The sequence below is a fragment of the Collinsella sp. OM06-18AC genome (assembly GCF_003438785.1).
Classification (GTDB): domain Bacteria; phylum Actinomycetota; class Coriobacteriia; order Coriobacteriales; family Coriobacteriaceae; genus Collinsella.
Genome location: NZ_QSTX01000002.1, coordinates 201,904 through 228,124, shown reverse-complemented (window position 1 = coordinate 228,124; position 26,221 = coordinate 201,904). Strand labels below are relative to the sequence as shown.

The 26,221-nt window shown below is 61.6% G+C and carries 19 protein-coding genes and 1 riboswitch; of the genes, 13 read left to right on the top strand and 6 right to left on the bottom strand.

Going from position 1 to position 26,221, the window contains the following annotated elements; all coding sequences use genetic code 11:
- Positions 1-112: 112 nt before the first annotated feature.
- On the bottom strand, positions 113-769 hold the full coding sequence (locus DXB86_RS02410; RefSeq protein WP_233502309.1) for a transcriptional regulator: 657 nt from the start codon (positions 767-769) through the stop codon (positions 113-115).
- A 351-nt stretch (positions 770-1,120) separates the two neighbouring features.
- On the opposite strand from DXB86_RS02410, the gene DXB86_RS02405 reads away from it, so the two are divergent.
- The 5 genes from DXB86_RS02405 (at position 1,121) to xdh (ending at position 10,497) form a co-directional block, all read left to right on the top strand.
- Positions 1,121-2,515 carry a uracil-xanthine permease family protein gene (locus DXB86_RS02405; protein ID WP_089572468.1) on the top strand — a complete coding sequence of 465 codons (1,395 nt, stop codon included), beginning with the start codon at positions 1,121-1,123 and terminating at the stop codon, positions 2,513-2,515.
- Between the two features lie 196 nt (positions 2,516-2,711).
- Entirely contained in the window at positions 2,712-4,067 is a 1,356-nt protein-coding gene (ssnA, locus tag DXB86_RS02400; RefSeq protein ID WP_117736014.1) for a putative aminohydrolase SsnA, read from the top strand.
- Positions 4,068-4,216: 149 nt separating this feature from the next.
- Positions 4,217-7,216 (top strand): putative selenate reductase subunit YgfK, encoded by a 3,000-nt coding sequence (gene ygfK / locus DXB86_RS02395; protein WP_117736013.1) that lies wholly within the window; start codon positions 4,217-4,219, stop codon positions 7,214-7,216.
- An 11-nt stretch (positions 7,217-7,227) separates the two neighbouring features.
- On the top strand, positions 7,228-7,707 hold the full coding sequence (locus DXB86_RS02390; protein ID WP_117736012.1) for a 4Fe-4S binding protein: 480 nt from the start codon (positions 7,228-7,230) through the stop codon (positions 7,705-7,707).
- Between the two features lie 12 nt (positions 7,708-7,719).
- Positions 7,720-10,497, top strand: a complete 2,778-nt coding sequence (gene xdh / locus DXB86_RS02385) for a selenium-dependent xanthine dehydrogenase (protein ID WP_117736011.1) — start codon at positions 7,720-7,722, stop codon at positions 10,495-10,497.
- A gap of 345 nt (positions 10,498-10,842) precedes the next feature.
- On the opposite strand, the gene DXB86_RS02380 is transcribed toward xdh, so the two are convergent.
- Complete coding sequence (locus DXB86_RS02380; protein ID WP_117736010.1) at positions 10,843-11,841, bottom strand: hypothetical protein; 999 nt, start codon at positions 11,839-11,841, stop codon at positions 10,843-10,845.
- A gap of 823 nt (positions 11,842-12,664) precedes the next feature.
- Here DXB86_RS02380 and DXB86_RS02375 point away from each other — a divergent pair.
- Together DXB86_RS02375 and DXB86_RS02365 are read left to right on the top strand one after the other, a co-directional pair.
- Positions 12,665-13,960 carry an ATP-binding protein gene (locus DXB86_RS02375; protein ID WP_117736009.1) on the top strand — a complete coding sequence of 432 codons (1,296 nt, stop codon included), beginning with the start codon at positions 12,665-12,667 and terminating at the stop codon, positions 13,958-13,960.
- Positions 13,961-14,418: 458 nt separating this feature from the next.
- Positions 14,419-15,240 (top strand): 3'-5' exonuclease, encoded by an 822-nt coding sequence (locus tag DXB86_RS02365; protein WP_158555261.1) that lies wholly within the window; start codon positions 14,419-14,421, stop codon positions 15,238-15,240.
- Here DXB86_RS02365 and DXB86_RS02360 read toward each other — a convergent pair.
- The 3 genes from DXB86_RS02360 to DXB86_RS02350 all read right to left on the bottom strand — a co-directional run bounded on the left by DXB86_RS02360 (position 15,232) and on the right by DXB86_RS02350 (position 17,801).
- Positions 15,232-15,684, bottom strand: coding sequence for a hypothetical protein (locus tag DXB86_RS02360; protein WP_117736006.1), 453 nt, complete (start codon positions 15,682-15,684; stop codon positions 15,232-15,234). The genes DXB86_RS02365 and DXB86_RS02360 overlap by 9 nt on opposite strands.
- Positions 15,685-15,692: 8 nt before the next feature.
- Positions 15,693-15,783: riboswitch (SAM riboswitch) on the bottom strand.
- Positions 15,784-16,049: 266 nt separating this feature from the next.
- Positions 16,050-17,024, bottom strand: coding sequence for a hypothetical protein (locus tag DXB86_RS02355; protein WP_117736005.1), 975 nt, complete (start codon positions 17,022-17,024; stop codon positions 16,050-16,052).
- 123 nt (positions 17,025-17,147) lie between these two features.
- On the bottom strand, positions 17,148-17,801 hold the full coding sequence (locus DXB86_RS02350) for a transcriptional regulator (RefSeq protein ID WP_117564173.1): 654 nt from the start codon (positions 17,799-17,801) through the stop codon (positions 17,148-17,150).
- 277 nt (positions 17,802-18,078) lie between these two features.
- Here DXB86_RS02350 and dpaL point away from each other — a divergent pair, with 277 nt between their 5' ends.
- From dpaL to hydA, 5 genes are all read left to right on the top strand, one after another.
- The gene (gene dpaL / locus DXB86_RS02345; RefSeq protein WP_055252227.1) at positions 18,079-19,293 is read left to right on the top strand and encodes a diaminopropionate ammonia-lyase; all 1,215 of its coding nucleotides are present in this window, start codon (positions 18,079-18,081) and stop codon (positions 19,291-19,293) included.
- 237 nt (positions 19,294-19,530) lie between these two features.
- Positions 19,531-20,916 carry a YgeY family selenium metabolism-linked hydrolase gene (locus DXB86_RS02340; protein WP_117736004.1) on the top strand — a complete coding sequence of 462 codons (1,386 nt, stop codon included), beginning with the start codon at positions 19,531-19,533 and terminating at the stop codon, positions 20,914-20,916.
- A 201-nt stretch (positions 20,917-21,117) separates the two neighbouring features.
- Positions 21,118-22,320: a knotted carbamoyltransferase YgeW gene (gene ygeW, locus DXB86_RS02335; protein ID WP_055252229.1), complete on the top strand. Its 1,203-nt coding sequence runs from the start codon at positions 21,118-21,120 to the stop codon at positions 22,318-22,320.
- Between the two features lie 151 nt (positions 22,321-22,471).
- On the top strand, positions 22,472-23,086 hold the full coding sequence (locus DXB86_RS02330) for a nucleotidyltransferase family protein (protein ID WP_117736003.1): 615 nt from the start codon (positions 22,472-22,474) through the stop codon (positions 23,084-23,086).
- Positions 23,087-23,095: 9 nt separating this feature from the next.
- On the top strand, positions 23,096-24,463 hold the full coding sequence (hydA, locus tag DXB86_RS02325; RefSeq protein ID WP_117736002.1) for a dihydropyrimidinase: 1,368 nt from the start codon (positions 23,096-23,098) through the stop codon (positions 24,461-24,463).
- A gap of 118 nt (positions 24,464-24,581) precedes the next feature.
- Here the strand turns inward: hydA and yqeC are convergent, their stop codons facing one another.
- Positions 24,582-25,316: a selenium cofactor biosynthesis protein YqeC gene (yqeC, locus tag DXB86_RS02320; RefSeq protein WP_117736001.1), complete on the bottom strand. Its 735-nt coding sequence runs from the start codon at positions 25,314-25,316 to the stop codon at positions 24,582-24,584.
- Positions 25,317-25,418: 102 nt separating this feature from the next.
- Here yqeC and yqeB point away from each other — a divergent pair, with 102 nt between their 5' ends.
- On the top strand, positions 25,419-26,213 hold the full coding sequence (gene yqeB, locus DXB86_RS02315) for a selenium-dependent molybdenum cofactor biosynthesis protein YqeB (protein WP_117736000.1): 795 nt from the start codon (positions 25,419-25,421) through the stop codon (positions 26,211-26,213).
- The last annotated feature ends 8 nt before the right edge of the window (positions 26,214-26,221 follow it).

The window sequence follows — 26,221 nt, the reverse complement described above, 5'->3', positions numbered from 1 at the left end:
AAAGAAAGCCTCCCATTTCTCATGTCCAAGAAATGGGAGGCAGTTCAGTGCGAGCTGCAGGGTCTTTTGTCAAGTGACGAATCGCTTGTGGAGCCGCGCTCCATTTTGCTCGTTAGCCCTCCTTGCGGACTTTTTGCAGGTAGCGGTACACGCTGGGCTCCGAGATGCCCAACGCGGTGGCAGCGCAGGCCACGGCGCCCTTGAGCATGAACACCCCGTTGCCGTTGAGGTGGCGAATGACGTCCACGCGGTCGCTCTGACCAAGCGACGCTACATCCAGCCCGCGCGCGCTCAGCAACTCGGCAATGCTGCGGTCGATGAGCTCCTGGGTGGACTCCGAAAGGCTTTCGACCTCGATAGGGGCGGGCTCCGTGCGCGTCGGCGCCGCGTCGAAGCAGGCCATGAGCTGCTGTGCCATGGCGTTGATGGAGCGCACGGTCGAGAGATCGGTGTTGACGCAGAGCATGCCGACGATCTCTTTATCCTCGCGGATAAAGTACGTCGCTGACTCCAACGTCTTGCCACCGGCACCGCGCCCCTCATAGCCCGTAATAAACGGCAGGTCGCGATACTTTGGGTCGTGCATGATCTTGAGCGCCAGATCGGTGGCGGGACCGCCGACCTTACGGCCGCTCACGATGCCGTTGCGAATATCGACGATGGCGTGGTCGGGATCCGAGAAATCGTGCAGCACGATCTCGCTGTTTTTGCCGAGTATCTGCTCCAGGAAATCGACCATCGGCAAAAAGCGACGTACGGTCTCGTTCACGGGCAACTCCTTTGGGTGAAAGCGGAAGTTTCATAACAATTTTTTCTCATGGTAACACGCTGCTCATCGTCTCGTATATCCGCAGGTACATGACGTAATGCAGACGAACGGTATGATTTTGGCGGTAAACGGTTGACCAAAAGAAAAGTTAGATGCTATTTTGACCAGACACTTTCCTGACCTGCGGAAATGCATTATCTCAGCTGAAGAATAGTCTGATAACAAAAAATTATTATTGAGAATGAGAATCATCTTTAATACGATATGCAACGAAGGCACAACCTCAACTCCGCACTGCGTCACAATAGAGCGTTAGATGCGAAAACAACTATTTCGAGGATTGGTGGTCAAATGACCCAGGAGACGGTTAAGAACGGCACTGAAGCCCTGTTCACTCGTGAAGGCATGCCTCCCGTTAAGGAAATGATCCCGTGTGCCCTTCAGCACGTACTGGCTTCGTTTGCCGGTATCATCACCCCGGCTGTCATCATGGCCGGCGTCTACGGTTTTAATAGCCAGCAGAGCACCGACATCATTCAGGTCGCGCTCATTCTTTCGGCGATCGACACGGCCCTTCAGGCCTTCGCTCCCTTCCGTCGCATCGGCGGCGGCCTGCCCATCGTCATGGGCGTTTCGTTCGCGTTCCTGCCGGCCCTGCAGGCCATGGGCGCCTCGGGCTTTAGCTTTGGTGCGCTGCTGGGCGGCGAGATCGTCGGCGGCGCCGTTGCGGTCCTCTTTGGTCTGGCCTACAGCAAGATTAAGTGGCTGTTCCCGCCCGTCGTGACCGGTACGGTCATCTTCTCCATTGGCGTCTCTCTCTATCCCACGGCCGTCAAGTACATGGCCGGCGGCATGGGCACGCCGCTGTGGGGCACCCCGCAGGCCTGGTGCGTCGCTCTTATCACCTTCGCCGTGGTCTTTGCGCTCGCCAACTTTGGCAAGGGCACGCTCAAACTGGGCTCCGTGTTCTTTGGCATGATCGTTGGCATGATCGTTTCGATCCCCTTTGGCATGATCGACTTCTCCAGCGTCGCCACCGCTCAGGTCTTCGCCCTTCCCAAGCTCATGCCCTACGCGCTTGAGTTTGATCCCGAGGTCTGCATTACCCTCGCCGTCGTGTTCCCCATGGTTGCCATCCAGGTTATCGGCGACGTCTCCGCCGCCTGCCTGGGCTCCATCGACCGTATGCCCACCGAGCGCGAGCTCTCCGGCGCTATCGTGTCCCAGGGCCTCACCTCTATGGTCGGCGGCCTGCTGGGCGGTCTTCCCACCAGCGCCCTTGGCCAGAACGTGGGCATCATCTGCTCCAACAAGGTCGTCAACAAGTGGGTCTTTGTGATCATTGCGGCCGTCTTTGCCATCGCCGGTCTGTTCCCGCAGCTCTCTGCCGTCCTTTCCGCTATCCCGCAGCCCGTCATCGGCGGCGCGACCGTCGGCGTCTTTGGCACCATCACCATGAACGGCGTGCGCATGTTCACCCGCGAGGGCCTCACGCAGCGCACTACCACCATCGTCGGTACCTCCGTCGTCTTTGGCCTGGGTATCTGGATGGCCAGCGGTTGCCTTGCCGGCGAGGGTATGCCCGCCTGGGTGTCCACCGTCATCGGCTCCAATGCCGTAACCCCCACCGCCATCATGGCCATTGTCCTTAACCTGATCCTTCCGCAGACGCCGGTCGTGGCTCAGCACATCGATGCTGCCAAGGACGCTGCCGTTGATCTGGTCTTGCCCGAGAGCAAGAAGTAACCAATTCGGTGCTATTCGTCGGCGGACGCATCGCCTCGTCCGCCGACGTCATGCGGCGCCAAGCCGCACTTCAAAGGGTTCGTCCCTTTGGTGAAGCGTTGACGGGAGAGGGCCCGTTTCCGGTGTAGGCCGGCGCTTCGCACTTCCGCTATGTCAGAGGTGTCAAACCCCGCCCCTGATGTTGAAGGGAGCATTCATGCTTCTGGTCGCTAACGGTTCCGTCTTTACTCGCAACGCTCAGACCCCGTTCATCCCCAACGGTGCGGTCGCCATTGACGGAGATACGATCGTCGAAGTGGGCCCCGAGTGCGAGCTCAAGGTCAAGTACCCGGATGCCGAGTACGTCGACGCCCAGGGCAACCTCATCATGCCCGGACTCATTAACTGCCACACCCACATCTACTCGGGTCTGGCCCGCGGCCTTGCCATTAAGGGCTGCAACCCCACCAACTTCCTGGAGAATCTTGAGCAGCAGTGGTGGAAGATCGACGACAACCTGACGCTCGACGGCACCAAGGCCAGCGCCTATGCCACGATTCTTGACTCCATCCGCGATGGCGTCACCACGATCTTCGATCACCACGCGAGCTTCTGCGAGATTCCGGGGAGCCTCTTTACCATTAAGGATGCAGCTCAGGAGCTGGGCATGCGTTCGTGCCTGTGCTACGAGGTCTCCGATCGCCGCGGCCAGGAAAAATGCGACCAGGCCATTGCCGAGAACGCCGAGTTTGCCCAGTGGGCCGCCAAGGAGCGTCGCGATAACGACAACCACATGATCGCCGCCATGTTTGGCGGGCATGCCACCTTCACGCTTTCGGACGAGACCATGGACAAGATGGCCGAGGCCAACAACGGCCTGACCGGCTTCCACATCCATGTGTGCGAGGGCATGAATGACGTGTGGGACTCCCGCCTCAACCGCGGTGGCATCAGCCCCGTCGAGCGCCTGCTGCAGCACAACCTGCTGGGTCCCGACACCATGCTCGGCCACTGCATCCACGTGACGCCCGCCGAGATGGACATCGTCAAGGAGTCTGGCACCTGGCTCGTCAACAACCCCGAATCCAATATGGGCAACGCCGTGGGCTGCGCCCCCGTGCTCGAATTCTTCCGCCGCGGCATCCCCGTGTGCATGGGCACCGACGCCTACACCCACGATATGCTCGAGAGCCTTAAGGTTTTCCTGATCATTCAGCGCCACAACGCCGCTATGCCCAACGTGGGCTGGTGCGAGGCCATGACGATGCTGTTCGAGAACAACGCCAAGATGGCGAGCAAGTACTTCGATCGCAAGCTCGGCGTGCTTGAGCCCGGCGCCGCCGCCGACGTCATCGTCATGGACTACAAGCCCTTTACGCCGCTGAGCGAGGAGAATATCGACGGCCATATGCTCTTTGGCATGATGGGCAAAAACTGCCGCACTACCATCATCAACGGCCGCGTCCTGTACAAGGATCGCGAGTTCGTTGGCATTGATGAGGACAAGATCAACGCGTGGACCATGGCCGAGTCCAAGAAGCTCTGGAGCACGCTCAACGATCGCACCTACTAATTCACAAGTAGATTCACGCGCGTCGGATGTTTCGCCGCATCCGACGCGCGTATAGGCGGCCTCCGCGGGGTCGCCGGCGCTGTGCTAGCGCTACACCGTATTTGCGCCCGCCGCGCGGTCTCGTCGGGCGTTACAGAGAGGAGCTCATTATGAGCGACATCATGAGGCCGATCCCGTTTTCGCAGCTGATGAACTGGATCATCGAGGAGCACAAGACCCAGGACGCCATCTTTGGCGTGCGCAAGATGGTCACGACCAACCAGGAGGGTGCGCTTCCCATTTTTGACGAGCGCATCGAGACTCCGTTTGGCCCGGCCGCCGGCCCCAATACGCAGCTTGCCCAGAACATCGTGGCATCCTATGTGGCTGGTTCTCGCTTCTTCGAGCTCAAGACTGTTCAGGTTATGGACGGCGAGGAGCTCTCCAAGTGTGTGAACAAACCCTGCATTGTGGCGCAGGACGAGTGCTACAACTGCGAGTGGTCGACCGAGCTCGAGGTTCCGCAGGCCTTTGCCGAGTACGTGAAGGCATGGTTCGCCTGCCACCTGATCGCTCGCGAGTACGGCTTGGGCAGCCCGGACGGCTTTGTCTTCAACATGTCCGTGGGTTATGACCTGGAGGGTATTAAGAGCCCCAAGGTCGACGCCTACATCGAGGGCATGAAGGACGCCAGCGGCTCCGACGTCTGGAACGAGTGCCGCACGTGGGCGCTCGCTAACCTGGACAAGTTTGAGCATGTCGATGCCGCGTTTGTCGAGTCCATCCCGGCGCGCGTCTCCAACTCCATCACTGAGTCCACGCTGCATGGCTGCCCGCCGGCGGAGATCGAGCGCATCGCGACCTATCTGATCACCGAGAAGGGCCTCAATACCTACATCAAGTGCAACCCCACGCTGCTGGGCTATGAGTTTGCCCGCCAGCGCCTGAACGAGCTGGGCTTTGACTACATCGTCTTCGATGACACGCACTTCCGCGAGGACCTGCAGTGGGTCGACGCCGTGCCCATGTTCGAGCGCCTGATTGCCCTGTGCGCCGAGCGCGGTCTGGAGTTTGGCGTCAAGCTGACCAACACGTTCCCCGTCGACGTGACGAGGAACGAGCTGCCTTCTACCGAGATGTACATGTCCGGCCGTTCGCTGTTCTCGCTGACCATCGAGGCCGCCCGCCGCATTACCGAGCAGTTCGATGGCAAGCTGCGCATCAGCTACTCCGGCGGTGCCACGGTCTACAACATCCGTGCCCTGTATGACGCCGGCATTTGGCCCGTCACCCTGGCGACTGACGTGCTCAAGCCCGGTGGCTACGAGCGCTTTAGCCAGATGGCCGGCGAGTTTGCCGACCTGGACGGCAAGCCGTTCGCGGGTGTCTCGCTCGAGGCCGTGGCTGCGATCCAGACCGACTCGCTCGCCAACCCGCTCTACAAGAAGCCGCTGCGTCCGCTGCCCGACCGCAAGGTCGCCGGCAAGAGCCCGCTTTCCGACTGCTTTACCACGCCTTGCCGTACGAGCTGCCCCATCCAGCAGGATATTCCCGCCTACCTGGCGGCTGTTGACGAGGGACGCTACGAGGACGCACTCAACATCATCATCGAGCGCAACGCCCTGCCGTTCATTACTGGCACCATCTGCCCGCATCCCTGCGGCCGTGCCTGCGAGCGTGCATTCTACGAGCCCGAGGGCGCTCAGATTCGCGCTAGCAAGCTCAAGGCCGCCCGCGAGGCAATGACCGCCGTGCTGCCCAAGCTGCGCGCCCAGGCCATCGCCAACGACGCCGAGCGCAACGTTGCCGTTATCGGCGGCGGCCCGGCCGGCCTGGCGACGGCGTTCTTCCTGACGCGCGCCGGCGTGCCCGTCACCATCTTTGAGGCCCGCGATTCGCTCGGCGGCGTGGTCCGTCACGTGATCCCCGAGTTCCGTATCGCCAGCGACGATATCTCCCACGATGCCGAGCTCTGCCTGGCCTTTGGCGCCAAGGTTCAGCTCAACGCCCACGTGGAGTCCATTGACGAGCTCAAGGCCCAGGGCTTTACCGACGTGGTCGTGGCCACCGGTGCCTGGATGCCCGGCTCTGCGGGCCTGGGCGAGGGCGCCGAGCTCGATGTGCTGGAGTTCCTCGAGGCAGCCAAGAAGGGCGAGAAGCTCGAGCTGGGCGAGGACGTCGTGGTCATTGGCGCCGGCAACACCGCCATGGACGCCGCCCGCGTGGCCAAGCGCCTGGCTGGCGTGAAGAACGTACGCCTGGTGTATCGCCGCACCAAGAAGCAGATGCCCGCCGACGAGGAAGAGCTCGATCTTGCTCTTGCCGACGGCGTTGAGTTCTGCGAGCTGCTGGCGCCCAAGGCACTCAACGGCGCCGTGCTGACCTGCGACGTTATGGAGCTTGGCGAGCCGGATGCAAGCGGCCGTCGCAGCCCCGTCGCCACGGGCGAGACCGTCGAGCTTTTCGCCACCACGGTGATCTGCGCCGTGGGCGAGGGCATCGATGCCAGCCTGTACGATGCCGCGGGCGTCGAGCACGACCGTCGCGGCCGCCTTGCCGCCACCTCCACCGGCGTCGAGGGCGTCTGGGCTGCGGGCGACTGCCGCCGCGGTCCTGCCACCGTGGTCGAGGCTATTGCCGACGCCGCCGAGGTCGCCCGTGCCATCGCCGGCGTGGACTTTAACAAGTACGCCGACTGCAACGAGCAGGCCGGTCGCGAGGACACCTGCTACGAGCGCAAGGGGTCGCTGTGCCGTGACAAGCGCAACTGCACCAAGACTCGCTGCCTGGGCTGCGGCTCGGTGTGCGAGGTCTGCTGCGACGTGTGCCCCAACCGCGCCAACGTGGCCATTAAGGTGCCGGGCCTGGCCAAGCATCAGGTCGTTCATGTCGATGGCATGTGCAACGAGTGCGGCAACTGCGCCGTGTTCTGCCCCTACCAGGAGGGTCGTCCCTACAAGGACAAGCTCACCCTGTTCTGGAGCGAGCAGGACATGGAGAACTCCGAGAACGAGGGCTTCCTGGCCGTGGACGAGGATCACTTTAAGGTCCGCGTTGCCGGCACGGTCCGCACCGTCTCGGTCGATGCCGTCAACACCGGTCTGCCCGAGGCCGTCCGCCTGACCATCAAGGCCGTGCGCGACAGCTATCCGTACCTTCTTAAGAAATAGGCGAGTCTCTTATGGCCAAATCCATTCAACATAACGTGGCCTACGTTGCCTGCGGAAGCGGTTGCGCCTCCGCAGGCGGCGACGCCCACTGCAGCGAAGGCTGCATTGGCTGTGGCACCTGCGTCACGGCCTGCCCCCACGGCGCCATTGCGCTGATTGATGGCATCGCTCGCGTGGATCGCTCCAAGTGTACGGGCTGTGGCCTGTGCGGCATGGCGTGCCCGCAGCGCGTGATTGCCTTCGTTCCCGGCTACCAGAACATCCTGGTGCGCTGCAACAACACCGATAAGGGCGCCATCGCCCGCAAGATCTGCGACACGAGCTGCATCGGTTGCGGCATGTGCGCCAAAAAGTGCCCTGCCGGCGCTATCCGCATCGAGGACAACTGCGCCCATATTGATGGCGCGGATTGTCTGTCGTGCGGCATGTGCGCCGTCGTCTGCCCGCATGGCGCCATCCACGACCGCACCGGCATCGCCGCCGGCGTGTAGAAGGGAATCACCATGGCACAGGAATTCACTTTTACCGTTAACGGCGTCGAGCGCACGACGACCCAAAACAAACCGTTGCTGCGCTACCTGCGCGACGACCTGCACATTCACTCCGCCAAGGACGGCTGCTCCGAGGGCGCGTGCGGTACCTGCACCATCCACGTGGACGGTGAGGCCGTCAAGGCGTGCGTGCTGACCACCGCCCTTGCCGCCGGTCGCAACATCGTGACCGTCGAGGGCCTGCCCGAGGACGTGCGCGAGGCCTTTGTGTACGCCTTTGGCGCCGTGGGCGCCGTGCAGTGCGGTTTTTGCATCCCCGGTATGGTCATGGCGGGTGCGGCGCTGATCGCCGAGGATCCCGAGCCCACCGAGGAGCAGATCAAGTACGCCATCCGCGGCAACGTCTGCCGCTGCACCGGCTACAAGAAGATCATCGAGGGCATTTCGCTGGCAGCTGCGGTGCTCCGCGGCGAAAAGCAGATCGACGAGGACCTGGAGCGCGGCGACGACTACGGCGTGGGCAAGCGCGCCTTCCGTATCGACGTGCGCAAGAAGGTGCTCGGCGAGGGCAAGTATCCCGATGACATCGACGAGCTCGATCAGCCGGGTCTGACCTACGCCAGCGCCGTGCGCTCCAAGTATCCGCGCGCCCTCGTGCTCTCCATCGACACCTCCAAGGCCGAGGCCCTGCCCGGTGTGGTGGGCATCCTGCGCGCCGAGGACGTGCCGGTCAACCAGGTCGGCCACCTTATCCAGGACTGGGACGTCATGATCGCCCAGGGCGATATCACCCGCTGCGTGGGCGATGCCATCGTGCTGGTGGTTGCCGAGGACGAGGCGACGCTCGAGAAGGCCAAGAAGCTCGTAAAGATCGATTACGAGCCGCTGGAGCCCGTGCGTAACATTGTCGAGGCCAGGGCTGCCGACGCCCCGCGCCTGCACGACAGCTTCTTTGCCTTTGGCAACACGGTGGAGCTCAAGGACAACGTGTGCCAGAGCCGTCACGTGACGCGCGGCGACGCCGCCAAGGCGCTGGCAGAGAGCGCGTTCACCGTGACGCAGCGCTTTACCACGCCCTTTACCGAGCATGCCTTCTTGGAGCCCGAGTGCGCCGTTGCCTTCCCGTACAAGAACGGCGTTAAGGTGCAGTCGACCGACCAGGGTGCCTACGACACGCGCAAAGAGTGTGCCCATATGTTTGGCTGGGATAGCGAACCCGAGCGTGTGGTCGTCGAAACCATGCTCGTGGGTGGCGGCTTTGGCGGCAAGGAGGACGTGTCCATCCAGCACCTGGCCGCGCTCGCCGCATATAAGTTCCAACGTCCTGTGAAGTGCAAGCTCACGCGCGCTGAGTCGCTTGCGTTCCATCCTAAGCGCCATGCCATGGACGGTACCTTTACGCTGGGTTGCGACGCCGAGGGCAACTTTACCGGCCTTGATTGCGAGATCAACTTTGATACCGGCGCCTACGCTTCGCTGTGCGGCCCGGTGCTCGAGCGCGCCTGTACGCACGCCGTTGGCCCCTACAAGTACCAGAACACCGACATTCGCGGCTTTGGCTACTACACCAACAACCCGCCCGCCGGCGCGTACCGCGGCTTTGGCGTTTGCCAGTCCGAGTTTGCGCTCGAGAGCTTGATCGACTTGCTGGCAGAGAAGGTCGGCCTGGACCCGTGGGAGATTCGTTACAGAAACGCCATCGAGCCGGGCGAGGTTTTGCCCAACGGCCAGATTGCCGACTGCTCCACGGCGCTGAAGGAGACGCTGCTTGAGGTCAAGGATGCCTACTATGCGCATCCCGGACACGCCGGTATCGCCTGCGCCATGAAGAACGCCGGCGTGGGCGTGGGCCTGCCCGATGCCGGCCGCTGCAAGATTCGCGTCGAGGATGGCCGCGCCGTGGTCTACGCCGCCACGTCCGACATCGGCCAGGGCTGCAACACGGTCTTTTTGCAGGACGTTGCCGAGGCGTGCGGTCTGCCGCTGAGCTGCATTGCCAATGGCGAGTGCTCCACCGAGAACGCTCCCGACTCCGGCACCACGTCTGGCTCGCGTCAGACGGTCGTGACCGGCGAGGCCGTGCGCGGTGCCGCCTTCCTGCTGCGCGATGCCATGCTTGACATCGAGGCCGGCAAGCCTGCACCCGATGTTCCTGTGAGCGCGCATGGTGACGGCGTCAAGATCGAGTACGACGACGGTCGAGCCTATCAGTTGCGCACGCAGGAGCTCGTCGCCGGCCAGGGCATGCATCCTCAGGATCCCGCGGCCGCCATCAAGGCGCTCGAGGGCTGTGAGTTTGGCTACGTGTACCTGGAGCCGACTGACAAGCTGGGCGCTGACGTTCCCAACCCCAAGAGCCACATCTGCTACGGTTTTGCCACGCATGTGGTCATTCTGGATGATGACGGTCGCGTGAGCGAGGTCTATGCCGCGCACGATTCCGGCAAGGTGGTCAACCCCATCTCCATCCAGGGTCAGATCGAAGGCGGCGTGCTCATGGGTATGGGCTATGCGCTTACCGAGGACTGGCCGCTCAAGGACTGCGTGCCCCAGGCAAGGTACGGCACGCTCGGGCTGTTCCGTGCGCCCGAGATTCCGGATATCCACGCCATCTACGTGGAGAAGGACGAACTGCTGCCCGTGGCATACGGCGGAAAGGGCATCGGCGAGATTGCAACGATCCCCACGGCGCCCGCCGTGCAGAACGCCTACCGCGCGTTTGACGGCAAACTGCGTCCGGATCTGCCCATGGTGGATACGCCCTACAGCCGCGTCCGCAACCGCGGGTAGGGTAGGGCGCGGACAGCCATCGCTGACGAGTTGTTCGCGCTCAACATCAACTGTATATGCTGCGCCTTTGGCCCCAGTTCCATCGCGAGCCGGGGCCTTTTGTTTGGAGCGGAAACTGCGTCCCGGAATTGGCGCTCAGAATGGGATGCAGTTTCTGGATCGGCTCTCAGGCGGAAACTGCGACCCGGAATCGATGCTCAGAATGGGATGCGCTTTCCGGTAGAGCCTCTGGCGGAAAGCGTGTCCCGGAATTCGGCTCCAGAGTGGGACGCGCTTTCCGGTTGGAGCTTCAACTGGAAAGTGTGTCCCGGTTTGGCAGGCAGACGGGCATAAGCTCAACAGCTCCTACAACTCCACCTCGTTGAGCCATGCCGGCAGAGCGGTCTGCCGGATGCCTGCCGTCTGCAGCTTTTTCGCGAGCAGACCCGCCGAGCGGACTTCGCTCATGGTAAAGCGCAGCAGAGGGTGACCGTAGAGCGATAGGTGCGCCTCGCGCTGTCGTTCGGCAACGAGCGCCTCGGCGGTGGTGCGTCCGGCCAGCATGGTCTGGTCGGTATATTTGATGAGCCCGTCGAGCTCGCCCAGTGTGAGTTCCCGCGTCTGGCGCTCCCAGGCAAAGTCCGTTCGTATGGGCTTGGCCGAATCGAAGGGGTCCGTCAGCTCGTATTGAAGCCAGTCGGGCGCAAAGCCCGTCTCGATCATGACGGCTCGGGCGACCGATTCTCCACCGCTCTCGGCGCGGGCGTCGGCATATCGAAGTGTCGTGAGGGCAGTGCGAATCGCGCGACCATTGCGGGCGGTCGCTCGTTGTTCGACGGCCTCCATCAACTGCTCTCGCGTAAGGCCGAGCTTTGAGATCGCCGAATCGGCAATGGGCATGCCGTCTGCAAAGCCAGTTTGCAGCAGGCAATCTGTAGCCGTTTGGATGGGCGGCGTTACTGATGTGCCGGATAGACGGATTGCTCCGGCCGGCTCGATCTGATGCCGCTGAATATGCGCGCCCGGGCGAGCCGACGGCTTTGTCGAGCTACAGACATGCACAACGTTCAGATGTCGCCACGAGACCTCGAGCCCCAGCAGACAGGCGGCCGAAAACGAGCAGAACGTCCAATCGGGGTGGATGATCGCAAGGGCGCGGAGGATTTCGCAATGGCGTTGCGCTCGGTTGAGTTCATTCCAGCGCGTTTTTCGCGCAAACAACCCCGGCATGGGCGAGACAACCGTGCCGCCGGTGCGCCGAAGGAGCGCTTTTCGGATCGCCGAGCTCGGGGGAATCAGACAGCGCCCCTCTTGTTCGGCTTGAGTGAGCAGTTGGTCGATGAGCTGGTCATTGCAATGGGTCATGAGCTACCGCCTCCTTTTGGGTAGCAAAAACGTATCAGCTGGAACTTGCCGCTCAGCTGACCAAAAGCTGACCAAAATCTAACCATGCAGGTAGATGACCTGCTTTTGGCGACATATTTCTTGTTTGAATCGGTGGGCGGTAATCGGCGACCGTGAACGGTAGCTAGACATGAAACCTTGGTAAGTTTAGGGACGTGTACTTTTTTGAAAAAGAGCATTCTATCTGCTGTTTTGTGTTTCTGGATCGCATGTTTGAAGGCATGTGATAAGGGCGGCGGACTGTCGCCTTGTATCTGCGGAAACTGTGACCAGGAATTGCCACTCGGAATGGGACGTGCTTTTCGGATCGCCCTTCAAGCGGAAACTACATCCCAGATTTTGGCTCCAAACCGGGATGCGCTTTCCCGGCGGAGTCTCTGGCGGAAATTGCACCCCGGAATGAGCGCTCAGAGTGGGACATGCTTTCCTAACGAGGCCGCATGCGGAAACTACGTCCCGGATTCGATGCTCAGGACGGGATGCCGTTTCCGATAGAGGCATGGGGTGGAAAGCCTCCCAGTTCTAATGTTCAAGAAATGGGAGGCAGCTCATCGCGAGCCGGGGCCTTTTGTTTGGAGCGGAGGCAGCATCCCGGAATTCGGGCAATCCGGTGGTCAGGGGTTGAGCGAGCGTCGCGCTAAGGATGTCAAGCGTAAAACCTTCAATGAAAACAGCGTAAAAACTACATCTGTAACGGCGTAAAAACTACATTGAAAGTAGCGTAAAATCAGCATTGAGAATGGCGTAATTTCGCATATCGCGTGATAGAGAGGGACGGCCGTCTATGGATGCACCAAAGAGATTGACCCAAAAGGGATATAGGCCCCGGCTCATAGAGGAGCGCCTCGACATCCTTATGCGGGCGTTTGGCTGTGTGGAGATCAACGGCCCCAAATGGTGCGGCAAGACCTGGACGGCGCTCTCTCGCTCGGCGAGCGTCTCCAGGCTCGATGAGCCTGCGCAGCGCGCGGCGGCAGAGGTCGACCCAAGCCTGGCGCTCATCGGCGATGCGCCACACCTGGTCGATGAATGGCAGGAGGTGCCCGAGGTTTGGGATGCCGCCCGGCGCTTCGTGGACGCGAGCGGCAACGAACGCGGGACACTTTTGCTCACGGGATCGACCGCGCTCAAAAGCGAGGAGCGCAGCCATGTTCGTCATTCCGGCACGGGTAGGATCGCCCGTCTGTCAATGCGCCCCATGGCCCTGTGTGAGTCGGGCGACGGCGAGCCGCTCGTGTCACTGGCAAGCCTCTTTAAGGGCGAGGGTTTTGCCCCTCAGCGTTGCGAGAGCACGGTGGATGACGTCGCACGCTGGTGCTGCAGGGGCGGTTGGCCTGCAAACCTTGGGCTTTCGGAAGAGCTTGCGCGAGAGACGGCAAGCCAGTACGTGCACTCGGTGCTCGACGTCAACGTGCTGGATGAGGGCATGTCGCCCGAGCTTGCACACGGCCTTTTGCGAGCTCTTGCCATGAACGAGAGCCAGGCTGTCACGTACAAGACGCTCGTAAAGGACGCCTCGTACGGTGAGGCGGGCCCCGACGAGAGGACCATCGCTGCGTACTTGGACCTCTTCAACAGGCTCAAGCTGACCGAGGACCTGTGCGGATGGGAGCCGCCCATGCGCTCGAAGGCCCGCGTTCGCGTGCGCCCCAAGCGCTACTTCTGTGACCCGTCACTTGCGGCGGCGTTGCTGGGGGCTACCCCCGAGCGGCTGCTTGGCGATATGCAAACGCTGGGGATGCTCTTTGAGAACCTTGTTCTGCGCGACGTGCGCGTGTTCCTTTCCACCTACGGCGGTGTTGACAACAGTGTCCATTATTTCCGAGATGAGAAGGGCCTTGAGGTTGATCTGATCGTTGAGCACGACGGGCGCTGGGGAGCCATCGAGGTCAAGCTGAGTGATGCGAAGGCAGACGATGGAGCGAGAAATCTCAAGGCGCTGGAGAGGAAAGTGCTCTCCAATCCTGCCGCCCAGAATGCCGCGCCGGCGTTTTTGGCGGTCATGGTTGGAAAGGGGAGCATTGCCTACACACGCGACGACGGCGTGGCGGTGATCCCCATGGCGGCACTTGGGGCGTAGTGGTCTTGCGGGGCGTGCCGTGCTTCCTTTACCGAAAATCCATTTGGTAAACCAGATACTCGCGGATAGAATAAAGTCGACGGCAGCCCAAGTTCTGGAGAGCTGGGCAGCGCCGTTGCTTGGTCAAGAGGTCAGTGCCTTAATGGCAGCGACTTGTTATGCTTCGAATGCTGCTTGAGTGCCTCGGAAAGTTCGATAAGCGCCGTGAAGAGCGAGACCAAAGCAACCAAGAGCTCTACGAGCTCTGATGGGCCCAGGATGACCTCTGATTCAAGTCGCCGGGCCTCAATCTTTTTTATGCATTTGAATAGAGCGGGCGGCACTCTTGGGGCCGTCTGTGTGGCGAGTGCCTGGCGCATGGCATTGCGTCTCGCTTTCATGTCCGCACGGGCACCTATCCTTACGGCAATATAGCCGCCTATGTAGCAAGCGGCAGGCAACGGAGAAAGGCCCTAACCGTGCCAGCTAAAAAGACGCCGTGCATCTCGGCTATCGATACGACGAACTTTGCGCGCCAGATCGTGCTGGACTTTGAGTTTGCGCCGGTGCCAAAGCAGCGCCAGCGCCGTGGACTGCACAATGAGATTATCGAGGTCGGCGCCGTCGAGCTCGATTACCACGGCAACGTGATGGGCGAGTTCTCGCAGTTTGTGCAGACGGAATTTACCGAAGGCGTTGCGTTTCCCGTCCGCGAGCTTACAGGGATATCGACCGTGGACACCGCGATGGCCGATCCGCTCTACACGGTGATCAAAAGGCTCAGCGATTGGATCGGTCGCTACTCCGCTCAGATAGTTTGCTGGAGCGGGACGGATCGTCGACAGCTTTTGACCGAGTGCCAGGCAAAGCACATCGACCTTGCCGCATTTCCTTCGGACTGGGCCGACCTGCAGGCGTTTTACACCTCGATTATGGACGTGGGCAGCCATGGGCGCGTCTCGTTGGGCGACGCGGCGACGTGGTCTGGCATCGAGTTTGACGAGTCGACGGGGCACGCCCACAGCGCTCTGGCCGATGCGCGCGTGACCGCCAAGCTGCTCAAGCAGATGATGGACGGGGACTACCGCGTGAGCCCGCGCGCCCAGGAAGTCCGCCAGCGGTGGGGGATGGGCGAGCGAGCCCGGATGCGCCTTTCCGACAAGTGCCCCGGGTCGAGCGACCTGCTGCTGAAGCTGAAGGCGGAGGGGGTAGGCCTTTTGAGAACGCCATTCGGTTTGGCATGGCAGCGCTGTAAGCGCGACTCCGCCCTGCTGTTTGAATCGAAGCGTCAATCAGTATGACGAGTGGCTCGGTCCGCCTACCTGCACTTCCGCAATCCCGCCCGCTGCACTCAGCAGCTCGTACTCCCTTTGGCTCCACTGACGCAGCTCGGCTGTGCGTACGGCGTCGCGACACAGGTCCAGAAACACCTCAGCGCCCTCGCAGAAGCGCTCGCGGGCAAAGGCTCCGGACCCGCTTGCGACACACGCGCCGTCGGCAAAGAGCTTCCAGCTAGACGGCTCGCGCGAGTCGTCTCCGAGCAGCTGAATCTGCAGTACGTGCGGATTGCCAGCAGCACAGAGTTCCTCCTCGAGCTTCTGTATGGTAAAGCGCATCTGGTGGGAGAGGCCGCTCTTCACCAAAGCCGAGGTGTAGCCGCTCGGCTCGTCTAGAAGATGCATTCGTTTTGGCTTGACGATCAGGTTGTGGAAATTGCGCTCGCTGCGCACGGAGAAATTGTCCATACGGACTCCTTTCATCGATGTTGGCAGGGCCACCGTGCCTCTTGGCCGGTTGGCGTCGGGATCGTGGAGCCAACTCTCTACCCCGACTCTGGATAAAACGCGCCCGCTCCTTGCGGGCAAGAGGAAGTCTATCAACGTGTACGGACAGAAATCAAGCGCCATCCGCGAAATGACGAGCGGACTGCGTTGGTTTCCCAAGTGATTATTCGGCTTTCATCCGGAAAAGTGTCGAAATAGGCACCTTAAAACTTCGGAAAAGTGTCAAATTCGATAGGCAAATTATCCGGAAAAGTGTAGCTGGATGACAAAACAGCACTTAGAAGCCAGTGCTGGATGCGGGATCCTGCGGTCGCCTTCAGCCCTCGCTACTCGTCGTCCCCGTCGTTGGGGTCGCCCTTGAGGGTGTTGATGTCCAGATACTCGTTATCGTCCTCTTTTTGCTGGGTCTCCGACTCCGCTTGGGTGGGGCCGGAGAACAGCCGGAATCCCTCAAACGCAATGACACCGAGCAGGGCAATGACAATGGCGATAAAGGCAACCTTGACTGCCTGCGGAAATTCCGAGAAACGCAGCGCCTTTTCCTCGGCGTAATAATCGGCGAAGCGTTCTTCGCCTGTGCTTTTGGTATACACCGGCGCGGACGCGGCCTCCGGGTCATATTCCGGTGCAGGCGTGGCAGCGTACGGATCGTTGAGATAATCGCTCGATGCGGTGCCATAATCCTCGGTCTCGATGCGACCGTTGCCAGCATAGCCATCGGAATAATCGGAAAATGCCGTACCGCTCTCATAGTCCGCGGCACTCGTGTTGGCGGCAAAAAGCGGGTTAACTGGAACGTCGAGCGCCGGCATGCCGGTAGAGGTCTCATCCAGATCGGTTGCAGCCCAGGAATCGTAGGCAACCTGATGGGCAACGGGCTCATCGAGCCTTGTGACCGGAGGCTTGCGTGCCGCAGGAACAGGCAACTGCTGGGCGCTGTACATAACGGTGCTGTCGGCCGATTTGCCCTGCGTCGCTGCAGCGAGAAATGCCGCCGTTTCGGACGGGTCGCTTGCGGGGCGGGGAGCGGGCGTGGTCGCCGAAGTGAGTGCGGGCGTCGAAACAGGCGACTGCGCAGGAGTCGGCGCAGATGCGGGCTTAGGCGCAAGTGCGGGATTGAGGCTTGACGGACGAGCCCCGCCGCCCATGAGTTCGTCGGCGGTCCACGGGCGATCATCCATCACGTCGTCAAGGCTCAGCGAAAACAGGTCGTCTTCACCCTCATCGAACATGCGGTGCACATGTCCACCAATTGCCGGAATCAATCCGCGACCGGTGCATGATGCCTTGCTCAACGCCATTCTGTTCCATCCTTCCGAAATACTAATGACATCGATTATATGGAACTTTCCAAGCGGCTCGGTCTTGGATTCATGCTTTCCAGAACTCGCGCCCAAAAGGGGAGGGGCAATCCAGGCGAGTGCCTACTTGTCGCCTGCTGCCGCCTTGGCCTCATTGAGGTAGCTATAGAAGCTGTACTTGGAGATGCCAAAGAACTCGCAGGCGCGTTCGCTCGACTTGGAAATGAGGAAGGCGCCGCGACGGTCGAGGTAGCCAATGGCACGAATGCGCTCGTCTTTGGTCATGAGCGCCGCGGGCTTGCCCACAAACTGCTCGCACTCGTGCAGCAGGTCCTCGAGCAGGTCGCCGATGTTCTTGGTAATGGGCTCGGGCTCGGTGTAGCCCGTGCCGCCGGTGCCGGTAAAGGCGTCGAGCGAACGCTCAAAAGCCTTCATAAGCGTAATGTCAAAGTTGATGCCCAAAATGCCGACGGGCTTGCCCTCGTCGTTGCGGATAAAGATGGTCGAGGACTTGAGCAGCTTGCCATCGGCGGTTTTGGTGAGGTACGGCTCGCGGTCGTGCACGTCGGCGGTGCCCTCGTGCATGGATTCAAGCACAATATGGCTGGGGCCGTCACCCAGTTTGCGCCCGCTAACGTGGCCGTTTTCGATCACTACGATGGAGCGGTCCACGTCCTCGGTCTCCAGGTCGTGGACGACGACTTCGCAGTTGGGGCCAAATTGGAGCGCCAGGCCGTGTGCAAGGCGCTTGTAGAACTCAATCTGTGCGGGGGTCATGGGTGCCTTCCTAAAAATTAGTTTGGGCTCACTGTGCCATAAACCCCACTTGTTCGCAAATAACGAAAGCGTCGCTGTGTTATGTGACCGTTCGGCGGCGAAAAGGTACCGATTACGGCAACAAACAATTTGTTAGGTTTTCCAATCAAAAAGTGTGATAGAACAGTGCTAACAAACTTTTTGTTTGGCATCCACATAAAAGTTCAGCCGTGTGAATGGGATCGGGCTGAAACGCGTATGCGGGGGCCGGCAAGAGAGAACTTAAGGAGTTCACCGTATGGCCGATAAGATCCAGTGGGCGGGCAACACGATGCCCAAGAGCGATGACAAGCACTTGGGAATCATGAGCCTCGACCACGTGAAGAAGGCCCGCGCCTTCCACCAGTCGTTCCCCCAGTACACCGTCACACCGCTTGCCCGCCTGGATGGCCAGGCCGCGCGCCTAGGCCTGTCCAACCTGTGCGTTAAGGACGAGAGCTATCGCTTTGGCCTCAACGCCTTTAAGGTCCTGGGCGGATCGTTTGCCATGGCCAACTACATTGCCGACGAGACCGGCAAGGACGTTGCCGAGTGCACCTTCGATTACCTGACCTCCGATCAGCTTGCCAAGGACTTTGGCCAGGCCACCTTCTTTACCGCCACCGACGGCAACCATGGCCGCGGCGTGGCATGGGCTGCCAACAAGCTGGGCCAGAAGGCCGTCGTGCACATGCCCAAGGGTTCCACCAAGCCCCGCTTCGATAACATTGCCGCCGAGGGCGCCACGGTGACCATCGAAGAGGTCAACTACGACGAGTGCGTGCGCATGGCCGCCGCCGAGGCCGACGCCTGCGAGCGCGGCGTCATCGTTCAGGACACCGCCTGGGAGGGCTACGAGAAGATCCCGTCCTGGATCATGGAGGGTTACGGCACCATGGCTTCCGAGGCTGCCGAGCAGCTGCGCGAGATGGCTATCAACCGCCCGACGCACGTCTTTGTCCAGGCTGGCGTAGGCTCGCTCGCCGGCGCCGTGGTGGGCTACTTCACCAACCTGTATCCCGATAACCCGCCCACCTTCGTCGTGGTTGAGTGCGCACCGGCCGCCTGCCTGTACAAGGGCGCTGCCGCCGGCGACGGAGATCCGCGCATCGTGGACGGTGACATGCCCTCCATCATGGCCGGCCTGTGCTGCGGCGAGCCCAACATCTTGGGCTGGGATATCCTGCGCAACCACACCACCGCCTTCGTGTCCTGCCCCGACTGGGTCACCGCTCGCGGCATGCGCACCCTGGGCGCTCCCGAGAAGGGCGACCCGCGCGTCATCTCCGGCGAGTCCGGCGCAGTGACCACCGGTCTGGTCGAGACCCTCATGCTCGACCCCGAGTACGCCGAGCTCAAGGAGCTCATCGGCCTGGACAAGACGAGCTCCGTGCTCTGCTTCTCCACCGAGGGCGACACCGATCCGGATCAGTACCGTCGCATCGTCTGGGAGGGCGAGTATCCGACCTGCTAGCAGACTGACCTGTCCGGAGGCAGCCGGAGGACTTTACTCCCTGCTCGGACAGTCCTGCTCGCACGGAGAGCACATTAAGTGCTCTCCGGCTCGTGCGGAACTCGCGACGGAGCAAAGTCCTCCGTCCGCCTCCTATGGTTACTTGCTTGTGGGGTGCTCGACCTCACGCTGCTTGGCACAAGTGATCTATCTGAAATATCTACCTGTAGGTAAACCCTTGTAGAAAGGTTGACTGTTATGACTAAAGAACTCGATTTTGATGCCATTAAGGCTGCTGCGGAGTCTCATCGTGCTGATATGACTCGCTTCCTGCGCGCCATGATCTCCCACCCCTCTGAGTCTTGCGAGGAGGGCGAGGTTGTCGCTTGCATCAAGGCCGAGATGGAGAGCCTTGGCTATGACGAGGTCAAGGTCGACGGCCTGGGCAACGTCATGGGCTTTATGGGCGAGGGCGACAAGATCATCGCCATCGACTCTCATATCGACACCGTCGGCATCGGCAACATCGAGAACTGGGATGCCGATCCCTATGAGGGCTACGAGACCGACGAGATCATCTACGGCCGCGGTGGCTCCGACCAGGAGGGTGGCATGGCTTCTGCTACCTACGCTGCCAAGATGATGAAGGACATGGGCCTCATCCCCGAGGGCTACAAGATCATGGTCGTCGGCACCGTCCAGGAAGAGGACTGCGACGGCATGTGCTGGCAGTACATCTACAACAAGGACGGCATTAAGCCCGAGTTCGTCATTTCCACCGAGCCCACCGACGGTGGCATCTATCGCGGTCACCGCGGCCGCATGGAGATCCGTGTCGACGTTCACGGCACCTCCTGCCACGGCTCCGCTCCCGACCGCGGTGACAACGCCATCTACAAGATGGCCGACATCATCGCCGACGTCCGCGCCCTCAACAACAACGGCTGCGACGAGTCGACCGACATCAAGGGCCTCGTCAAGATGCTCGACCCCAAGTACAACCCCGAGCACTACGAGGATGCCCGCTTCCTGGGCCGCGGCACCTGCACCGTCAGCCAGATCTTCTACACCAGCCCCAGCCGCTGCGCTGTCGCTGACTCCTGCGCCATCTCCATCGACCGTCGTATGACCGCTGGTGAGACCTGGGAGTCCTGCCTGGACGAGATCCGCAACCTGCCGGCCGCCAAGAAGTACGGCGACGACGTGAAGGTCTCCATGTACATGTACGACCGTCCGTCCTGGACCGGCGAGGTCTACGAGACCGAGGCTTACTTCCCCACGTGGATCAACAAGGAGACCGCTCCGCACGTCAAGGCCCTCGTCGACGCCCACAAGGCCATGTTCGGTGACGAGCGCATCGGCTGCGAGCCCAGCATGGACAAGCGCACCGGTCGTCCGCTGTGCGACAAGTGGACCTTCTCCACGAACTGCGTTTCCATCCAGGGCCGCTATGGCATCCCCTGCGTCGGCTTTGGCCCGGGTGCCGAGTCTCAGGCTCACGCTCCCAACGAGGTCACCTACAAGGACGACCTGGTCACCGCTGCCGCCATGTATGTGGCTGCCCTGAACCTCTACGATCCGAGCCAGGCCGATGGCGATGCCACCGTGTTCCGCGCCGGTCTGACCAACAACAAGATCGACTAGTCCCATTCCTTGATCTTGTTGAGCCGGGGGCCGCTCGTGCCCCCGGCACTCCCCGTTGACTTGGGGCCCGCGGTCGTTATCTCCCATGCTTCCTCAACGGTAGCGGGTCCTCGTCATAGTGCTCTGCATGTTCTAGCCACACGCGCATGCCGGGGCGCATCTACTCATTGCGATCGTTTCACCTTTAGAAAGGACATTTACATGGACGCCAAGTTTACCGAGCTCGTCGAGCAGCTGAACGGCCTCGATTTTAAGGGCATGTACGGCAGCGACTTCCTGCACACCTGGGACAAGACCACCGATGAGCTCAAGGCGCTCTACATCGTCGCCGACGCTCTGCGCGAGCTGCGCGAGAACAACGTTTCGTCCAAGATCTTCGATTCGGGTCTGGCCGTCTCGCTGTTCCGTGACAACTCCACCCGTACGCGCTTCTCCTTCTCTAAGGCAGCCAACCTGCTCGGCCTTGAGCTGCAGGACCTGGACGAGAAGAAGTCCCAGATCGCTCACGGCGAGACCGTCCGCGAGACCGCTACCATGATCTCCTTCATGGCCGACGTCATCGGCATCCGCGACGACATGTACATCGGCAAGGGCGACGCCTACATGGCCGAGGTCTCCGAGTCTGTCCAGCAGGCCTACGAGGACGGCGTTCTGGATCACCGTCCCACGCTCATCTCCCTGCAGTCCGACTCCGATCACCCCACGCAGTCCTCTGCCGACATGCTCTACCTCATCAACGAGTTTGGCGGTCTTGAGAACCTCAAGGGCAAGAAGGTTGCCGTCACCTGGGCCTACTCGCCCTCTTACGGCAAGCCGCTGTCCTGCCCGCAGTCGCTGATCAGCCTGCTGCCCCGCTTTGGCATGGACGTCACCCTGGCTCACCCCGAGGGCTACGACCTCATGCCCGAGGTCGTCGAGCGCGCCAAGGGCTATGCCGCCGAGTCCGGCACCACCTTTAAGCAGGTCAACACCATGGCCGAGGCCTTCGAGGGCGCCGACATCGTGATCCCCAAGAGCTGGGCTCCGTTTGCCGCCATGGAGAAGCGCACCAACCTGTACGCCGAGGGCGACGACGCCGGCATCGCTGCGCTCGAGAAGGAGCTGCTCGCCCAGAACGCCACCCATCAGGACTGGTGCTCCACGACCGAGCTCATGGAGAAGACCGCCAACGGCCAGGACACCATCTTTATGCATCCGCTGCCCGCCGACATCTCCGGTGTCTCCTGCGAGCACGGCGAGGTCAACGCCGACGTCTTCGACATGCACCGTGTGGGCATGTACAAGGAGGCCAGCTACAAGCCGTACGCCATCGCAGCCATGATGTTCCTGCAGAAGGTTGCCGATCCCGCCGCTACCCTCAAGGCCCTCGACGAGCGCAACACCGCCCGTTGGTTCCAGGCCTAAAGCTGGGCTGAGGTAAGCCATGTAAAGGGGGCGCTCTGCCAACCGGCGGGGTGCCCCCTTTTTGCATCGTGGGCGTGCGGGATAAGCGCTTTCGATGTAGATGCCCCGCGACGCGAGTTATTGATACGATGGTTTCAGGGGAGGTATCGCCATGAAACTTGGTTGCGTCATTATGGCTTCGGGCGAGGGCAAGCGGTTTGGCTCTAACAAGATGCTTGCCGATATCTATGGCGAGCCGCTGATTGCCCGGACCATCGATTCGGTTCCCCAGGGCTTTGACGTCGTGGTTTCGACGCGTTGGCCCGAGGTCGCCCAGATTTGCGAGGACAAGCATTGCCCGTGCGTGCTGCACGATGGCGAGCTGCGCAGCGAAAGCGTCCGTGCGGGCCTTTCGTGGGGAGTCGATCGTAACTGGAAAGGTTGCCTCTTTTTGCCGGGCGACCAGCCGCTCGTGAGTTCGGATTCATTCGAGGCTATGGTTCGCGCGTTTGACGAGCGCGGCCGCAAGCGTCCGGTGCGTCTTGCGTGCAACGGCGAGCCTTCGAGCCCGGTGCTCTTTCCGGCGGAATTGTTCGATGCACTTATGTGTCTTGAGGGCAAGGACGGCGGCGGTTCGATCCTTAAGGACCGTACCGACGTGGTGCTGGTCGAGGCACGTGCTTACGAACTGTGGGACGTCGATACCGCCAAGGGACAGCGACGCATAACGGAGCATATCGCCGCCTGCTCGTATTTTGATCGCGTGGCCAACTGCATCAATCAATAAGGAGCAATTATGATCATCATCAAAAACGGCGCACTCGTGACGCCCCAGGGGCTTCGCCGCGCCGATCTTGCCATGGATGGCGATAAGATCGTGCGGATTGCCGCGGCGATTGAGCCGGCCGAGGGCGATACCGTCGAGGATGCTGCGGGCTGCTGGGTGTTCCCGGGCTTTATCGATGGGCACACGCACATGCAGTGCTGGACCGGCATGGATTGGACAGCCGATAGCTTTGAGACCGGCACGCGCGCGGCTGCCTGCGGCGGCACGACGACCATTGTGGACTACGCGACGGCCGATCGCGGCGTGACCATGCCCGATGCCTTGGTCGAGTGGCATCATCGCGCCGACGGCACCTGCACCGCCAACTATGCCTTCCATATGGCGCTTGCTGAGTGGAATGAGCGCAACCGCGCCGATCTTTCGGCCGTGCGCGAGGCGGGCGTGTCGTCGTTTAAGACCTACTTTGCCTACGACCATCTGCGCCTGGACGATGCCGAGACGCTCGAGGTGCTGGAGGAGCTCAAGCGCGTGGGCGGTATCCTGTGCGTGCATTGCGAGAACGGCACGTTGGTCAACGCGCTGCAGAAGCGCGTGTTTGAGCAGGGTATCCACGGGCCCGAGGGCCATGCGCTCAGCCGTCCGGACGTGTGTGAGGCCGAGGCCGTGAGCCGCCTGCTGTATCTGGCGCACTTGGCCGGGGACGCTCCGGTCAACGTGGTGCACCTTTCGACCAAGCTGGGGCTCGAGGCCATTCGCGCTGCCAAAGCGCGCGGGCAGAAGAACATCTATGTCGAGACATGCCCTCAGTATCTGATGCTCGACGACACCTGCTATCTGGAGCAGGGCGAGGACGGCTTTGCGGGCGCCAAGTACGTGATGAGCCCGCCGCTGCGCCATGCGGGTGACCGTGCGGCACTGCGCGAGGCGCTTGTGGCCGGCGAGATCGATACTATCGCCACCGACCACTGCAGCTTTAACCTGCACGGGCAAAAGGACCGCGGGCGCGACGACTTCCGCGCGATTCCCAACGGCGGACCCGGTGTGGAGCATCGCCCCGTCGCGATCGCTACGAGCTTTGAGGGACAGCTGGGCCCCGAGGACCTGTGCCGCTTGATGAGCGAGAACCCGGCGCGCGTCTTTGGCATGTATCCGCGCAAGGGCTGTCTTGCCGAGGGTGCCGATGCCGACGTGTGCGTGTGGGATCCCAAGGCGCGCTGGACCATTCGCGCGGCGACGCAGCATCAGGCTGTGGACTACACGCCGCTCGAGGGCTTTGAGGCGCACGGCCGCGCCAAGGCCGTGTTTGTGAACGGCGTACTGGCTGCGCGCGACGGCGAGCCCACCGGAGCCCAGCCCGGCCGCTACGTTCCCCGCTAGCAGCAAAGATGCCGTGTCCCCTCCGCAGTTGCGGTGAAATAGTTCCTGTTTAGCCGCCAAATAGGCCGTTTCAGGAACTATTCCACCGCAACTTATAGGTCTGGTGGGGCAACGCCGGCTACTTGAGGTTGGTGGCGACGACGGGGCGGCCGAGGGCTGCCTGGAAGCGGTCGGCTATCGTTGGGTCGGCAAGTGTGTCGACTTGGTTGAGCATGACGCGTGCGGTACTGAGCTTCAGCGCCTGCATCTCGGCATTGAGCACCTGGGCGACGCGCTCGGGCGTGGCGATGTCGGTGAGCTCGCAGCCGCAACGTTCGCAAAAGAGCTCGGGGCGGTGGACGGCTTCGTTGATGGGCTTGCCCAGCCCCGAGGCGCCGACGACCCAGACAACGTTTGCCGTGGCGGCGGGAATTACCGGCTCCCAGGCGGCATGCGCCTTGAGCGGGAGCCGCTTGCTGCCGTCCGCCTCGGCCAACACATAATCAAAGCGTTGTGCCAGCTCGCCGAGTGGCTCGGCGGGGGCGGAGAGCTTGCCTGTCTCCGGGTCCAAGACACCCGCTTGGCAGATGCTTCCGCGCGCAAGGCCCGCGCAGGCCTCGCAAGTGCAACCGGGGACATGTGCAGCGCCCGGCTTCCAAGGTGCGGCGTCCAGGCGACGACTCGACCCGTCCCATGGCACGCCGGCGACGGGAAACATGTGCGTGGTGGTGCAGAGGAGCACGCGGCCGCCAGCGCGCATAAGCTCAAGGCCGAGCGTCTTTAGCAAGGTCGACTTGCCGCCGCTGCCGATAATCGCGGTAATGCCCGGCTCGATCCTGAGCGTCGAGGCAAGATTGCCACTAACCGTTTCCATCTGTTCACCGCCGTATAATATTGTGATAATAAATAATCATCAGAGTAGCGGTCGAACCGCTTTTGCTCTGCTCAAACCGTAGCACAGGGAGGTGCCCCAGGAATGCTCGTTTATGTTCGCGGCGCCGGCGATATCGCCACGGGCGTCGCCGCTCGCTTGGTGCGCGCCGGCGTGTCGGTCGTTATGGCCGATATCGCGGTTCCCACGTGCATCCGTCGCACAATCAGTTTTTGCGAGGCCATTCGCCTGGGCGAGGTCCAGGTCGAGGGCATTCGCGCTCGCTTGGCGCAGACGCCGGCAGAGGCGCTCGAGATTACCCAAGCGGGGGATGTTGCCGTCGTGGTGGACCCTCAGGCCAAGATACTCGATGAGCTTAAACCCGCGGCTGTGGTCGACGCGATTTTGGCCAAGCGCAACCTGGGCACTACGCGCGACATGGCGCCTGCAGTCATCGCCGTGGGGCCGGGCTTTACCGCGCCGGTTGACTGCGACGCCGTGGTCGAGACCATGCGCGGTCATTTTCTCGGTCGCGTCATCACCCAGGGCTCGCCCCAGCCCAATACGGGCGTGCCAGGTGTCATCGCCGGCTATGGCAAGGAGCGCGTTATCCACAGCCCCGCCGTCGGCGTGTTTAGGTCCGACCGCGCAATCGGCGACATCGTGAGTGCCGGCGACGTGATCGGGTATGCGGGTGATACTCCCATGATCACGCAGATTGACGGCTGCTTGCGCGGCCTTTTGGCCGACGGCGTTCAGGTGACCGAGGGCTTTAAATGTGCAGACGTCGACCCGCGCGGCGATGCCAGCTATATCAACTATATTTCGGACAAGGCGACGTCGGTCGGCGGCGGCGTGCTCGAGGCGCTCGCCATGCTCACCGGTGTATTCCAGGGATAGGAAATTGC